General features: G+C 68.6%; 14 protein-coding genes. 1 reads left to right on the top strand and 13 read right to left on the bottom strand.

What is annotated here, in order from left to right:
* Window positions 1–99: 99 nt before the first annotated feature.
* The gene (locus tag AB0C46_RS13770) at window positions 100–867 is read right to left on the bottom strand and encodes a hypothetical protein (RefSeq protein WP_362828010.1); all 768 of its coding nucleotides are present in this window, start codon (window positions 865–867) and stop codon (window positions 100–102) included.
* Window positions 868–1,395: 528 nt separating this feature from the next.
* On the opposite strand from AB0C46_RS13770, the gene AB0C46_RS13765 reads away from it, so the two are divergent.
* Window positions 1,396–1,809, top strand: coding sequence for a TIGR03618 family F420-dependent PPOX class oxidoreductase (locus tag AB0C46_RS13765; protein WP_362828009.1), 414 nt, complete (start codon window positions 1,396–1,398; stop codon window positions 1,807–1,809).
* A 369-nt stretch (window positions 1,810–2,178) separates the two neighbouring features.
* Here the strand turns inward: AB0C46_RS13765 and AB0C46_RS13760 are convergent, their stop codons facing one another.
* The 12 genes from AB0C46_RS13760 to AB0C46_RS13705 form a co-directional block, all read right to left on the bottom strand.
* Complete coding sequence (locus AB0C46_RS13760; protein ID WP_362828008.1) at window positions 2,179–3,324, bottom strand: hypothetical protein; 1,146 nt, start codon at window positions 3,322–3,324, stop codon at window positions 2,179–2,181.
* Between the two features lie 264 nt (window positions 3,325–3,588).
* On the bottom strand, window positions 3,589–4,332 hold the full coding sequence (locus tag AB0C46_RS13755) for a 3-deoxy-manno-octulosonate cytidylyltransferase (RefSeq protein WP_362828137.1): 744 nt from the start codon (window positions 4,330–4,332) through the stop codon (window positions 3,589–3,591).
* Between the two features lie 75 nt (window positions 4,333–4,407).
* Window positions 4,408–4,974: an NUDIX domain-containing protein gene (locus tag AB0C46_RS13750; protein ID WP_362828007.1), complete on the bottom strand. Its 567-nt coding sequence runs from the start codon at window positions 4,972–4,974 to the stop codon at window positions 4,408–4,410.
* Window positions 4,975–4,979: 5 nt separating this feature from the next.
* Window positions 4,980–6,101, bottom strand: a complete 1,122-nt coding sequence (locus AB0C46_RS13745) for an adenosylhomocysteinase (protein WP_362828006.1) — start codon at window positions 6,099–6,101, stop codon at window positions 4,980–4,982.
* A 27-nt stretch (window positions 6,102–6,128) separates the two neighbouring features.
* Window positions 6,129–7,124, bottom strand: a complete 996-nt coding sequence (locus AB0C46_RS13740) for an NAD-dependent epimerase/dehydratase family protein (RefSeq protein WP_362828005.1) — start codon at window positions 7,122–7,124, stop codon at window positions 6,129–6,131.
* 37 nt (window positions 7,125–7,161) lie between these two features.
* The gene (locus AB0C46_RS13735) at window positions 7,162–7,998 is read right to left on the bottom strand and encodes a phosphotransferase (RefSeq protein WP_362828004.1); all 837 of its coding nucleotides are present in this window, start codon (window positions 7,996–7,998) and stop codon (window positions 7,162–7,164) included.
* The gene (locus tag AB0C46_RS13730; protein WP_362828003.1) at window positions 7,995–8,651 is read right to left on the bottom strand and encodes a histidine phosphatase family protein; all 657 of its coding nucleotides are present in this window, start codon (window positions 8,649–8,651) and stop codon (window positions 7,995–7,997) included. Before AB0C46_RS13730 ends, AB0C46_RS13735 begins: the two co-directional genes overlap by 4 nt.
* The gene (locus tag AB0C46_RS13725; RefSeq protein WP_362828002.1) at window positions 8,648–9,412 is read right to left on the bottom strand and encodes a phosphotransferase; all 765 of its coding nucleotides are present in this window, start codon (window positions 9,410–9,412) and stop codon (window positions 8,648–8,650) included. Before AB0C46_RS13725 ends, AB0C46_RS13730 begins: the two co-directional genes overlap by 4 nt.
* A complete protein-coding gene (locus AB0C46_RS13720; protein WP_362828001.1) occupies window positions 9,409–10,254 on the bottom strand; it encodes a class I SAM-dependent methyltransferase in 846 nt (281 codons plus the stop codon). The genes AB0C46_RS13725 and AB0C46_RS13720 overlap by 4 nt, the downstream gene beginning before the upstream one ends.
* A gap of 31 nt (window positions 10,255–10,285) precedes the next feature.
* Entirely contained in the window at window positions 10,286–10,798 is a 513-nt protein-coding gene (locus tag AB0C46_RS13715) for a topology modulation protein (RefSeq protein WP_362828000.1), read from the bottom strand.
* Window positions 10,799–10,894: 96 nt separating this feature from the next.
* Window positions 10,895–11,947: a hypothetical protein gene (locus AB0C46_RS13710; protein WP_362827999.1), complete on the bottom strand. Its 1,053-nt coding sequence runs from the start codon at window positions 11,945–11,947 to the stop codon at window positions 10,895–10,897.
* Window positions 11,944–13,662, bottom strand: a complete 1,719-nt coding sequence (locus AB0C46_RS13705) for a carbamoyltransferase C-terminal domain-containing protein (protein ID WP_362827998.1) — start codon at window positions 13,660–13,662, stop codon at window positions 11,944–11,946. Before AB0C46_RS13705 ends, AB0C46_RS13710 begins: the two co-directional genes overlap by 4 nt.
* Between the last annotated feature and the right edge of the window lie 8 nt (window positions 13,663–13,670).

Below are 13,670 nucleotides of genomic sequence, written 5' to 3'. Positions count from 1 at the left end.
GGGCGGGGCAACGCCTGAGAATCCTCCAGGCCTCGGGAGCGACAGCTGGCTGCCGTACGTGGCCTCGAAGGCCTCGGCCGGTGTCGGCCGGCGGCCGCCTCAGCTGCCTATGCCCAACCCAGGCAGGGTCAGCAGTCCTCGGTCCGCGCAGCTGACATCGTCCAGGCCGAGGTCTCTGGGGGAGCGCGCTCCGCGCAGGCGCAACTCTGCGACCGCCATACGTGCCGCTGCCGCGGCACTCCCCCACCCTGGCTCTGCAAAATTCGCTTCCCACCACCCCATGAGAGGCACCTGCCAGCCCCGAGCCTCCATCTCTTCTGGAGGAGTGCCCCCGTCGGGCACGCCACGGTCGTCGACGAGCACCGTCAGACCGTCCATACGTCCACAGAGGACCCCCACAGCGCGGTCGTTGTTGGCCCGGTTGACGATATTGAACGCGGCCGCGTCGTCCCCGACCTGCGCCGGCAGCTGTTCGCCCCACGCGCGCAGCAGGCTCTCCAGCGCCTCCTCCAGTCGCTCCCAGTCCGGAGCTACGTAGCCCGCGGGGAAGGCCTTCGGAGGGCTGCCAGGGCCGGAGCGGTAGAGCTGCCACAGATACGGCAGGCTGCTGGCATACGACACCTGCTCAGTGCCTTCCCCCACTCCGCGCTCGAAGCAGGCGAACTCCTCCTGCTCCAACTCCGCCGTACGACGCACGGACAGCTGCAGGCCCTCCACTCCATGGTCCAGCAGTAGCGTCCGCTCATCCGTCCGCCAGCGAATGTTTGGGCCATAGGCGTCTCCCCCGTACAGCGTCGGCGGACCTATACGGCCAACCACCGCTTCCAGGACCGCGCGAGCGGCATCGGTGCGCTGCGCCGATGTCATCGATCCAGCTCGGTATTCACGCACAGTGATCGGCAGGCGCCTGAAGTCACTTTCCGCAGGTCGCCGGTGCAGGCGCTCTGCTATGTCGCCCGCTTCCCTGACGCCTGACGCACCCATAACATCCACTTTGCACGAAAAGTTACATTTGGCACGCGGTGGCGTTCCTGTCGACGATGGGGTGCGAGGTCGAGCTGCATCCGAAGCCCGCTCAATGGGGCATGGACGCTGCGGGATGGCTGGTTGCGAGAACAGCCGCCAACGGTCGTGCGGGCAGGGGAAACAGCCTTCAACTGTTGCATCGAGCGCTTCACACATGGGCCACCAGGAGAGCTTCAAGTCCACCTCCCCGGGGTCAGCTCCTGCAGCCCGAGGATCAGGTCTCGGGCGTCGCGACGCCGACCACGCAGACACTTCGGTAGCCGTCTGCATCCTGTTCGCGACGGCGTCGATCGCACCGAGCAGCGCCACAGCAAGCCCCGCACACTGCCCGTTGGTCAACCGCGTGGGCGCTGCCGGCAAGATGGCTATATGGCAGCACCACCTCCTTCACAGTCCGATACCGAGCTGGATTTCTGGCAGGAACGCCGCATCTGCTTCCTCAGCACTCCGCGGCCCGACGGCACCTCTCACCTCGTCCCGGTCGGAGTGACGTACGACGCGGAGACTCGTGTCGCCCGCGTCATCAGCAGCCGCACCAGCAAAAAGGTTCGCAACGTTCTCGCCGCTGGGCCGGACGTCATCGTCGCGGTCAGCCAGGCCGAGGGACGTCGCTGGTCGACGCTGGAGGGAGCCGCAGTCATCAAAGACGACCCGCAATCGGTCGCAGACGCCGAAGCGCGCTACGCCCAGCGGTACAAGCAGCCACGGGCCAACCCTGAACGCGTAGTCATCGAGATCAGGGTCGCCAAGGCCATGGGCACGGTGAAACCACCGGGCTGGTGACCTCTACATCCACCGAAGTCCTGGCAACCCGCCGCAGACCGCGGCATTCCCCTGTCCTATCGCCGGCGCCACGCTCCGAGTGCAGCTCCGCCGAGCCAGCCAATGAGCCCGACCAGGCAGTGTCCGACGGGTCCCGTGACGGGAAGGTGATCACGTCGATGCGGCCGGTGCGGTCCGGGGAGATCTGTCGGAGCAGGAGTGGGCGCGTCTGGAGCCGCACCTGCCGAAGACCGTAGGAAGGGGAGGGCGTTGGAAGAGCCACCGCGGAGTGGGGCCGTCCGGCGGTGACGGCCCCGACGCCACAGGGAGTCGAGGCCGTCACGCGCGGCATCCCGGAATGCAGGCAGCAGGCCGAGAGAACCTGCTGCGTCAGGAAGCGGGCTTGTCCCAGATGATCAGGACGTAGCCATTGCCGCCGCGCTGCCCGTCTGTGCCGAACAGTCCGCCATGCCCGGCCTGCCCACTGCCCTCGGGGCGGCGGTTGATCCCGACCCCGCCGCGCCCACCCTTGCCGCCGTCGCCGCCCGTACCGCCCATACCACCGGCGCCGCCCAGGCCCACGTTCGCCGGGGGTGCGATGTCGGTGTATTGGGGTTTGCCGCCCTGGCCGCCCGTGCCGCCGGCGGCCCCCTTGCCGGGTTCACCGGCCTCTCCGCCCGGCTGGCCCTGTAGGCCGATGCTGCCGTCGCCGCCGTGTGTGCCGACCGTGCCCGGGTTGCCGTTCTGGCCCTGACCGCCGGCCCTGGAGTGGTAGCAGGTGCCCGTGACTCCCTCGCCGACGGTCCCGCAGGCCGCTCCGCCATTTACGGGCTGGGCTTCGCCGCCACCGCCGGGCGCACCGGCGTCACCACCGCGGTAGCGGTAGGGGGGCTCCCAGACGCAGTTGCGCAAGGTATGGCCGGCGCAGCCGCCCTTGCCGCCGTGTCCGCCGGCGCCGGGATGGCCGGCGGAGCTGCCGTCGACGGAGAGCAGCCAGCGGCGGGACTCGATGTCGGTGATCTGGGAGCCGCCGCCGATGCCGCCCGCGCCGGGGCGGTAGGCGTCCTGCCCGGCCGTCCCGTTGTTGTCCTCGGAGCCCGCCCCGCCATGGCTGCCCACCCGGGCGGCGGTGCCGGCCTCTCCGCCCGTGCCAACAGCCACCTTCAGCTTCTGCCCGGGGTGCACCTTGACCCGGCCGACGGCGTAGCCGCCGCTGGAGCCGCCGTTGCCGCCCGCACCGCCGCCGCCCCCGCCACCGCCACCACCACCGGGATGCCGGGCGTTGGTGGCGAGGCTCACCTCGGTGCCGCCGCCACCGCCGCCACCACCGCCGGTGGATCCACCGGCGCCACCGGCGCCCGCACCCCACACGTACATGGTGATGGACTTGACACCGGCCGGCACGGTGAACTCGTGGTACCCCCAGTCGTTTGTGAACTCCGCACGGCAGGTCTTCTCCCCGCACGTCGTGCCGTCCGCCTGAGCGGGCGGCGACGCGGTGCACAGGCTGCCCGCCACCAAGGGCGCGACGAGCAAGGTTCGAAGCACATGACGAATCACGACCAACTACCTCGTTCCATAGGCCAGTTCACTCCAGTCCAGCCAGTCAAGAGCCAAGTGCGAGCCCCGCAGATCTACTCCGCGCATTAACCACCCGAACGAGCGATGTGCACCACAAAGTGCTGGTCCTGGCGCGCCCGAGACCACGACCCGGGCACAGCCGTGCGTCCCGATGGCCGGTACGGGACCACACCGAAGTCAGTCTGGATCCGAACATGATCGGACGGACAGAACCTAAGGTCAGCCCCCGCCCCTCTCAGCAGAACCGGAGCTGGCCTGTGCCTGTTCCAGAAGGATGCCCGCGCGGACGAGGTCCTCGGGGGTGTCCACTGCAAGGCCGGCATCGACCACGGGCAGCATCCGCACGTTGCGCGAATGCTCGATGAAACGCAGCATCTCGACGCCCTCGGCGCGTTCGAGCGGCCCCTGGCTCAGCTTGCGGAATATCTCCAGCCCTTCGGCCGTGAACGCGTACAGCCCAAGCTGACGGAGGTAGGCAAGGTAGTGACCCCGCGGGTACGGGATCGGCTGCCGGGAGAACATCAGGGCATTGTTGTCCGCGCTGACGACGACCTTGACGACGTTGTGGTCGATGGCCGCTGCCACGTCAGTCACGCGCGTGTAGGCGTTGACCGCCAGGGTGGTTGTGTCGAGGTGAGCCACTGCTTCCGAGACGGCGTCGATCGCTGCCGGGTCGATGAACGGCTCGTCGCCCTGGACGTTGATGTACGCGTCGGCGTCGAGGTGCTGGGCGCATTCGGCGACGCGGTCGGTGCCTGTGGCGTGCTCGCCAGTCATCACGCAGCGAATGCCGAGCTTCCTGCACGTCTCCTCGATGCGAGGGTCGTCGGTCGCGACGATGGCGTCATCGAGCCGCGTGGCCTCCTGGCATCGCTGGTGGACGTGCCACAGCAGCGGCTTGTCGCCGAGCATGGCCAGGGGCTTTCCTGGGAATCGTGAGGCGCCCCAGCGGCATGGGATCACCGCTACGTGCCGGCGCGAGGTGTGCTTCGACTTCGTTGTGGTGGCGGCCACGGTGATCTCCGGTCGATAGGCGGGTCAGGGACTGGTGGAGCTGGGCAGGAGAGCGAGCTTGGCAGCGATGGTCGGTGCAGGGACCTTGGCGAAGGGCAGCCACCGGTAGTCCGTGACTTCCTCGACTTGGAGGTGGATCTTCCGCTCGCCGAGAAGTCGGAAAGCGAACCGGAAGTCGTAGTGCTGGTGCGCCGGTTCGCCTTTATCAGGGTTGGCTGCGATGTCGTGTACATCGATGTCGAGCGGGATGCCTTCGTAGCCCATCAGCGGCACCACGGCGCTGGGCGGGATGCCGACCTCCTCCTGGAGTTCGCGCAGGGCGGCACTGGGGAGAGTGGTGTCGGCAGGCTCGATGTGCCCACCGGGCGTGAGGTCCTTGTCGAAAATCTTGTGGCGGATGTGCAGCACTTGATCGTGGCGGTCGATCACGACGGCACTGCAGGTGATGTGGCCGGGGTAGGTCTTGCGGCTGGTCGGGTCCTCCGAGCGCGTCAAAGCGTCCAGAAGAGGCATGAGTGCTCCCCGCTCGTCGGGGTAGCGCCCGAGGTATGCCTCGATCGTGTGGTGGATGTGGCTGCCGGACGGGGGCATGTGAATCACCTGGCGAAGTGGTCGAGCCAGGCGCTGGCGATGGCCTGGCGGTCGTCTGCGGACATCTCGTGGAGACTCAGGTCGTGCGTGCCCCGGCTGAGCGCGGATGTGGCGGCGAGTATCTCGGCCTGGACGAGGTGGATGTATGTGCCTACGGCCGCACCGTGCAGGAAGTTGACGGCGTTGCCGTTGGCGAGCACGTAGAAGTAGTGGCCGGTCACGTCGTAGCGAGTCAGCTGATCCCCGGCTGGGGTGCGCCGGTAGAGGTCGTCGAGCGCGTCGAGTTCGAGTTCGTCCTCGGAAGAGGTGACCGAGGCGACGTACGCGCCGTTGTGCAGGGCTGCGAAGTCGCTCTGCCGCAGGGCCAGGTTGCCGGTGGCGCACAGCACGAGACCGGCATCGCGGATCGCATCCGTGCAGGTGGCGGTGGTGCGGAAGCCCTGGGCGTGGGCTTGCACCTGCTTGATCGGGTCGTTGTCGTAGACGACGACGCGCAGGTCGTGGGCTCGCAGGGTCTGGGCGATGCTGCGGCCGACTTTGCCGAATCCGATGACGCAGGCGTCGCGGCTGGTGAGGATGTCGCCTCGGGTGCGGACCAGGGCTTCCGTGGAGAAGACGATGGACCGGCCGACGAGGTGGTCCTCGCAGTCCTTCAGCGGAGAGCGGGCCACCGAGATCACGGGGCAGGGAAGTTGGTCGAGCGCCTCGTATCGCTGGTGGCCATTTTCGGTGTCCTCGACGACTCCCAGGATGCGGCCGGAGAACTTGTCGACCAGGGTGTTGAGGCTGGGGGCGTAGTAGCCGCCGATGTCGAGGAGGATGACGTCGCGACCGGGTGCGGTGTCTTCGAGGTACTCCAGGGCGCTGGTCGGATCGGCGAAGAGTTCACGGGTGAGGGCGTGGACGGCGTATGTGCGGCGGACCTCTGCCAGGGCCTCTTTGGTCACGGACTTGGGCTTGGGGAGTACGGCGGCGACGGTGGTCGTGCGGGCCATCGCGCGTAGGAACGCCGGGCGTTCGGGGAGGAGGTGCGTAATGATCAGCGAGGTGGCCTGACCGGCGGCGGGGAATCGTGCGGTGATGCGTCGAAAGAAGGCGTCCAGCCGGGCTTTTTCTGGGCTCTCCACAGCAGCTCCTCTCTCGTCGCCAGGTGGTCAGGCTGCCGTTCGGTACGCGGGATGGGCCAGGGCCTGCATCTGTGCGCGCATGCCGGTAGGCAGGTCGACTGTCGGCTGCCAGCCGAGTACTGACTGGGCGCGGCGGGGGTCAGCGCGGGTGGTCAATACGTCTCCGTTGCGGGCGTTGTCGGCGTGGATCTGGATTTCTCGGCCGGCGAGGTTGTTGGCGATGTTGATCACGTCGAGCAAGGAGGCATTGGCTCCGCCGCCGACGTTGACGATGCCCGTGTCGATGGGGGCCCCCGCAGCGGAGATGGTGGCGGCGACGGCGTCGTCGATGTACGTGAAGTCGCGGCGCTGGTGGCCGTCTCCGTACAGACGCAGTGGCTCCCCGGTCATGGCGGCGTGGAGGGCGCGGTGGGTGAACATGTCGGGGCGCTGGCGGGGGCCGTAGACCGTGAAGTACCGCAGTGCGATGACGCTGGTGGGGCAGTCGGCTCGGGAGGCGTGGGCGAGGCAGAGCTGTTCCTCGGCGAGCTTGGTGACCGCGTACGGGGAAGCCGGGCGCGGGTGATCACCTTCGACGCTGGGGCCGCCATTGGTGGGGCCGTAGACGCTGGAGGAGGAGGCCACGACGAGCCGGGGGACGTGCATTCGGGTGGCGGCGTCCATGAGCCGCTGGGTGGCGAGGATGTTGGAGTTGACGTACTCGCTGAACTCCGGTCCCCATGAGGGCCGTACGCCGGGGATGCCCGCCAGGTGGAAGATCACGTCTGCGTCGATGAGGAGCGGGTCGATCGCGCAGGTGAGGAGGTCCGCGGTGATGTGCATATAGCCAGGGAGACCGTGCAGTGCGGCCATGTTGGTGGCAGCCGTCTGATCTCTTGCGGGGTCGCGACGGTCGACGCCGATGACGGTGGTTCCTGTCTGGAGCAGGGCGTGGGCGAGGTGGGATCCGATGAAGCCGGCCGCGCCGGTCACCAGCGCGCGCCGAGGGCTCGATGTGGTCGCGGCGGAGGGGCTGTCTGACACGGAACTCTCCAGAGGTGGGTTGGCGGGTGGGTGGTGGTCAGCTCAGTTGGGACAGGACGGTGCGGCCGTGGGCGCTCAGGAGGACGTCGTCCTGTTCGTGGCCGCGGACGAGCGCGGTGACGGCTTCGATGGCGCCGAAGCGCACCAGGAGCCGTTGTTCGGTGTCCGTGGGGCGACTGCCGTATCCGGTGAAGAAGGCCTCGCGCAGTTGAGGGGCCGCCTGCCAGTGGCGGAATTCGAGTCGGGCGAAGTCCCTGAGGCGGGCGTCGCGTCGCATGTGCTCGAAGTCGAAGGCCCAGAAGCCGTCTCCGATGCGCCAGTTCCTGGGTTGGTAGTCGAGGTGGCAGATGGCGCTGTCCATGCAGGTGCCGGCCAGCTCGTCCGCGATCTGTAGGAGGAAGTTGCGCTCGGTGCCCGATAGGAGGTCTGCGCGGTCGGCCCTGGCAACCCAGCTTCGGAGACGGACTGCCAGCTTGTCTCCCATGTCGCCGGTGCTCCGACGGCACGTCGCCTGGTGAAGAGCTCGAAGTACAGCTCCGGCATCGTGGTGCGCCCGCTCCTCCTCGTCCGAACCAGGCAGGAGTGCGTCACCGCTCCGACCGGGCACCGCGGTGAGCAGGAGGATGTGCGTCGAGTCCTGGCGGTCGACTAGCTCAGGTGCGTGGTCTTGGAGATGGCGTCTCCACGTCAGGTAGGCGTGCGTCTCTTGGACGTATCGCGCCTGGCTTCTGTGCTGCTTTGCGAAGTAGGTGTTGCCGCGGGTGTCGATGAGCTGCAGGAGGTGGGGCGGGAGCGTCGGGCCGGCGACGATGCTGACAGCTCCGACCGTCTGGCGCGCGAGTTGGATGCGCGGATCGTCGTAGGCCGTGCTCACGGCGTCGCTCCCGCTGCTAATGCGGCGAGGTGGGCGGTGTCGTTGTGCCGGTCGAGCATCCAGCGGCGCTGGCCGAGCCGGTTGTGGTGGTGCTGCCAGCGAGTGACGGAGGCGTGGGAGACGGTGAAGCCGGCTTCCGTCATCGGCCCGAGTCCGAGCAGGAGGGCGTGTGCTGCGAGGATCGTTTCGCCGTGGGCGGCGAACAGGACTCGGCTCCCGTCGTGACGGGCGATGAGGTCGCGGAGAAACGCCTCGGCTCGCTGGAGGTAGCCGTTCCAGGTGTCGGATCCCGTGGCCCATGGTTGGTCTGGGTGGGCATGCGGTCCGCCGTTCGCTGCGGTCTTGACGTAGTGCCAGGGCTTGCCGTCGGCCTCTCCGTGAGCGGGGCCATCGAGGCCAGGTTCAATGAGGGGCTCCAGGCCGAGGGCCTGCCCGAGGATCTGCCCGCTCTGCTGCAGGCGCAGTCGGGGGCCGGCGTAGAGCGCGGTGAAGGGATGGGCTCGGTGCTCGGCGGCCAGCTGGGCTGCGGCTCTCTGGACCTGGAGGTATCCGCGGTGGGTGAGCCCTGTGCAGGTTGCGGGTCCGCCGACGCGGCCGTCGACGTTGCACCGAGCCTCGCCGTGGCGGACGAAGACGAGTTCTGTGGTGATCATGAGGTGCCTTGGGTTTGTTGGCGCTGATGCAGCCAGCCGTAGCGGTAGCCGTGGCGCCCGGCGTACGGCGCGGTCAGTACGGCGTGCAGTGCGAGGAAGTCGCCGAGGCGCTCTCGGCTTGTCGCCCCCAGCTGGGCGTCGTGCCGGGCAGCGGCGTGGTTGTAGCTGTTCAGGGCTGCTTCGATGTCGGGTGGGTCGATCGGGCCGTGCGTCATGATCAGCGTCGTGATCAGCTTGGCCAGGTCGTATCCGAAGGGCGCGAGGGTGAGGTCGTCCGTGTCGACGCTGAAGACCGTGCCGTTCTCGGTGATCAGGAAATTCCGCGGGTTGCTGTCCTTGTAGACGGCGGCAGGCCCCTCGGCGGAGCGCTCCAGCAGCGTCAGCATCGCGTGCAGGGCGGCGGTGTCGGGCAGAAAGCCCCTCTCCAACCGGTTGCGCAGCGCTACTTCCCGACAGGAGCGGAAAGCCGCGAGAAGGCTGCCCTCCCGGAGTTCGTGAGGTATGTCCAGCTGTGCTGCGTCCAGGTCGCTTGTCCAGGCAGCACCATGCGCATCGCCCAGGAGCGCGGCGAGGGACAGCAGGTCCTTCTTCTGCGCATGACGACCGTCGATGTGCTCGAAGGTCAGGCTGGCCGGCCCGATCACAATCAGCGCCGGCTGCCGTAGCGGCTTCGCATGGGTGGCGAGCCACCCGTAGTGGTGGGCGGCGGCAGCGGCCTTCGCTGGGGTCTCGTAGTGCTTGGTGAAGTGGAAGGGCGTCACGTCCGACCTCCCACCGAGCAGGCCACGACATAGGTGATGACCGAAGTGGTGGTGATCGGCTTGTCCGGGTGCCACTCGTGGAGCGCGGCGGCCAGGGCGCCCGGGTTGCCGTACAGGCCGGGTGCGAGGTCGTATTTGGGGTTGGTGGCGAGGTACTCGGCAGCGTGGTCGAGGCCGGAGAACTCGAAGCGGTGCTCCTCGTGCTCGACCGCCACCACGTCCAGGGCAGACTGCGCCAGGTCGGCGAGGTTGCCTCCGTGCGCGGTGGCGTAAAGGCTCTCGTGCCGCTCGGCGCGCGGATCGAGACCTGCGGCGGCGATGAGGGCGTCCATGTCGCTGTAGCTGTCGAGCGCCTTGGTGACCAGCACCGCGAGCCCACCGGGGGCCAGGGAACGGGCGATTTCCGCGATGGCCTGGCCGGGTTCGGGTGAGTGGTAGAGGCAGAACGCCGCAACAGCCAGCTCACACGATTCATCGGGCAAGGGCAGTTGGTGAAAGTCCCCTTCGAGAAACGCCACTTGGGTCCCGGGGTGGTGGCCGGCACGGCTCCGGGCTGCGGCCACCAGGGCGGGAGAAGCGTCGATACCCACGAGCCGCTGCGGCTTCAACTGCTCGGCCAGGACGCGGCTGCTGGTTCCGCGGCCGCATCCGATGTCCGCTACCAGGCCGGGGCGGCGATCGGCCTCGGTTCGGTGTGCCTGGGCCAGCTGGACGATCGTCTCGGGGACGGGCCGTCCTGCGGTCTTGGCTCGCATCAGTGCGCTTGAGCGGCGGGCCAGCCGGGCGGTGTTGCCGTACAGCTCGCCCTGCCGGTCGGGGTCGAGAAACGGGTTGTTGATCACGAGCCGCACCCCCGCTCGGGGCGCGGAGCGCTCAGCTGTGCTGGGCGGCGGCCTGTTGCAGCCAGCGTCGCGTGTGCTGGCGGCTGGTGAGGAGCACCACTTCGGCATGCCCCGCGGCGAATTCCTCGATCTTGGCCATGACCCGCGGTCGCATCTTGCGCCGGTAGGTCGCAACGTACTTGATCACGCCCCAGGTGATGCGGTTGTGCACCCCGTTGCCCTTGTGTCCGGCGCCGTGGCGGATCTGTCGGGAAAAGATCCCCCACAGTGCGGCCGGCGTCGAGACGTCCATCAGCACCACGGTGTCGCAGGCTTCGAGCCGGATCTGCAGCGTGGAGTTGTAGTTGCCGTCGATGATCCACGTCGGCTGCGCGACCAGGCCGCGCTGCACCTCGGCGAACTTCTCCATGGGCAAGGCGTTCCACTCGTCGTCGTAGAACGCGGCATCCAGGTGCGTCACTGGAGCATCCAGGAGCTTGGCCAGCTTGCGGGCAAGATCCGACTTGCCGCTGCCTCCGCAGCCGACGATGGCGACCTTCTTCATGGTGCTCCAGCCTAGAGGTGCTCGGGTGCCCGGACGGCTCGGCCGCCGGAACACATACGGATGATCGGGGACTGCTGGCCCGTGCGAGGCGGTTCATCACGCGGCCCCCCGCCTTGGCGACGCGGCGGCGGTGGCCACGTCCAGCACCGTCTCCAGTGCATCGACCTGGTGGCTGAGCCGGAAGAGCCCCAGTCGGCCGAGGCACTCCGAGATCAGTTCGGCGTGCTGCTGGCTGCCAGCGATCCTCTGGAGGTCCGCGATCCGCCGGATCACGTGGCCGCCGGTCCTGACCACCAGGTCCTCGGGCACAAACCGCTCGACGTGCCGGATGCCGGCCGGCGCCAGCGGCAGGCAGCCGGCGAGGACGGCTTCGAAGATCCGCTGCGTCATCTGTCCGGCCGCGGCGTACCGCTCGGGCAGGAGCAGGACCGTGGCCAAGGTACTGCTGTAGAGCCGGGAAACGGCGTTGAACGGGATTCGGCCGAGAAAGGTGACGTGTGGCCAGGGCTCGGTATCGGTCCATTTGCCGCCAACCTGGTGCTCAAAGCGAGCGGCGGCCGGAGCGAAGAAGCGGTCGAACTCGTCGTCGCGGTCGTACTGGTTGCCGACGTAACCGAGCGGCGTCTTCCGGTCCTCGCTGGCCAGGGCGATCGGGTCGGCACCGTCCAGGAGCGCATCGTCGACGGGGAAGAGGAGGCGGTGGGCACCGGGGGTGGGCGTGAGGGCGGCCTCGCACACCTCGACGTTCCGGATCCGCCGCCAGATGCTGTCCTCGCGCAGTTGCCGGTCCTTGTCCCAGATCACGGTGGGGGTACGGCGGCGAACGGTGTAGTGCTGGAGCAGCTCCGCTTGGCGGTGAAGATCACAGGTGTGTCCTTGGGTGCCGCAGGCGGTGGTGTTGCGACCTTCGACGGGCCAGCGCCATTCGAGGAACAGCATGTCGATGTCCGGGATGCCGGCGTCGAAGGTGTACGCGCCGCCGAGGTCGTCTCCGGCTTCGAGGCGATCGCGGTCGGCCTGTAGAAACACGATGTCGTGGCCGCGCCCGAGGAGCGCGTCGATCAGCGGCCGGCGGTGGCTGCGGCCTCCGTCGGGGGTGTCGGTGACACCGTTTCCGAGGAAGCCCCAGAAGCTGTATCCGATCTTCATTTGGTGATCCACCGCCCTTCGAGCAGCAGGGCGTCGAGGCCGGAGTTCGCGAGGCAGTCCAATGCCATCTCCGGGGTGCCGCAGATGGGTTTTCCCTTGACGTTGAGCGAGGTGTTGATCAGGACAGGCACCCCTGTACGGCGGGCGAACGCCTCCAGGACCTGGTGCATGAACGGGTTCTGTGGCGCGGTGACGGTCTGGAGGCGGGCGGTGCCGTTGGCGTGGACGATCGCGGGGATGCGCTCGCGGGCAGCGTCGGTCACCTGGGAGGCCATGGACATGTACGGGGCGTCCTGGCCGAGGGTGAAGAACTCGCGGGCGCGGACGGCGGTGACCATGGGGGCGAACGGGCGGAAGGGCTCGCGGACCTTCACCGTTGCGTTCAGGCGCTCGACCACCCCGGCTTCGAGGGGCGAGGCGAGGATCGAGCGGTTCCCCAGGGCACGGGGGCCGGCCTCGACGCGGCCTTGGAACAGCCCCACGATCATCCCGTGGGCCAGCTGGTCCGCGAGAAACTCCGCGGCGTCCGTGCCGAGGGGCTTCTGCGTCAGTCCGGGCCACGAGGTGAGGTCCAGCTCCGGCTCCGGGAAGGACGGGCCGAGGTAGCAGGTACGGGCGATCCCGGACAGGGGCCGTTGGCTGCCGCTGTCGGTGTGCACGGCGACCGCGGCGCCGATCGCCGTGCCTGCGTCGCCGGGGGCTGGCGGGACGAAGACCTCGTCGAAGATGCCGGCGTCGATGATCCGTCCGATGCTGACGCAGTTGGTGGCCACGCCACCGCCCACGCACAGCCTGCGCGAGCCACTCACCAAGCGGGCTCGGCGCGCGAGGTGGATCATGATCTGCTCGGTGCGCTCCTGGAGGGCGGCGCCCAAGTCCTGGTGGATCTCCTGGACCGGCTCGTCCGGGTGGCGGGCCAGGCAGGTCTCGGCGAGGAATCGAGGGGAGATGCGTGGGTAGCCGGAGGTGAGCACGCGGGGTGGGAAGTACGCCGGGTCCACCGCGAAGCCGGTGGCTGTGGTGCGGACCGCACGGGTGAAGATGTGCCGGAATCGGGCGGGGTCGCCGAGGGCTGCGAGGGCCATGACGGTGCCTTCTTCGTCGCCGCGGCGCCAGCCGAGGTGCTCGGTGACCGCCCCGTACACATAGCCCAGCGAAGCCGGGTCCGTGAGCCCCTCCAGCATGCGCACCCGGGGACGGGCGCTCTGGTGAGCGTGGGCGATGGTGGTGGTCTGCCGCTCGCCGAGGCTGTCGACGACGAGAACAGCCGCCTCCTCCCAGCCCGACGCGGTGAACGCGGCCAGTTGATGCGCGCGGTGGTGCAGTACGGGGGTAACACGGGCGTCGGGGAAGTCCTGAGCGAGGAGCCGCAGGCGACGCCGGGTACGCACGGCGACCTTGGCGAACCCTGCCGCACGCGGTATGGCCCGTGAGCGGGTCGTGCCCGACAGAGCCATCCGCAGGGCAGCAGGACTCTCGGCGAGGTAGCGGATGGGTTGGAAGTTGTACGCGACTGCATCGACGTCACCCGGCGTGATGCCGGCCTCCCCCAGCAGCCACCCGATGGCCTGACGCGGGTACTCGCGGGTGTGTTTCTGCTGGGACAAGCGCTCCTCTTCGACAAAGCCCACCAGCTCGCCGTCGATGAGGAGAGCTGCGGCGGAGTCGTGGGTGAAGGAGCACACACCCAGGACGACGGACGGAACGTGGTCCACGGCGGTCG

It is taken from the genome of Streptomyces sp. NPDC048637, from assembly GCF_040650675.1.
Classification (GTDB): domain Bacteria; phylum Actinomycetota; class Actinomycetes; order Streptomycetales; family Streptomycetaceae; genus Streptomyces.
The sequence above is the reverse complement of the archived record's forward strand: the minus strand, read 5'-3'. Positions and strand labels throughout refer to the sequence as shown.

Bases quoted from the DNA above. Each gene is read 5' to 3' on its own strand.
- AB0C46_RS13770 (WP_362828010.1), bottom strand. From the start codon at position 867: ATGACATCGGCGCAGCGCACCGATGCCGCTCGCGCGGTCCTGGAAGCG.
- AB0C46_RS13765 (WP_362828009.1), top strand. From the start codon at position 1,396: ATGGCAGCACCACCTCCTTCACAGTCCGATACCGAGCTGGATTTCTGG.
- AB0C46_RS13750 (WP_362828007.1), bottom strand. From the start codon at position 4,974: ATGCCCCCGTCCGGCAGCCACATCCACCACACGATCGAGGCATACCTC.
- AB0C46_RS13730 (WP_362828003.1), bottom strand. From the start codon at position 8,651: ATGATCACCACAGAACTCGTCTTCGTCCGCCACGGCGAGGCTCGGTGC.
- AB0C46_RS13715 (WP_362828000.1), bottom strand. From the start codon at position 10,798: ATGAAGAAGGTCGCCATCGTCGGCTGCGGAGGCAGCGGCAAGTCGGAT.
- AB0C46_RS13710 (WP_362827999.1), bottom strand. From the start codon at position 11,947: ATGAAGATCGGATACAGCTTCTGGGGCTTCCTCGGAAACGGTGTCACC.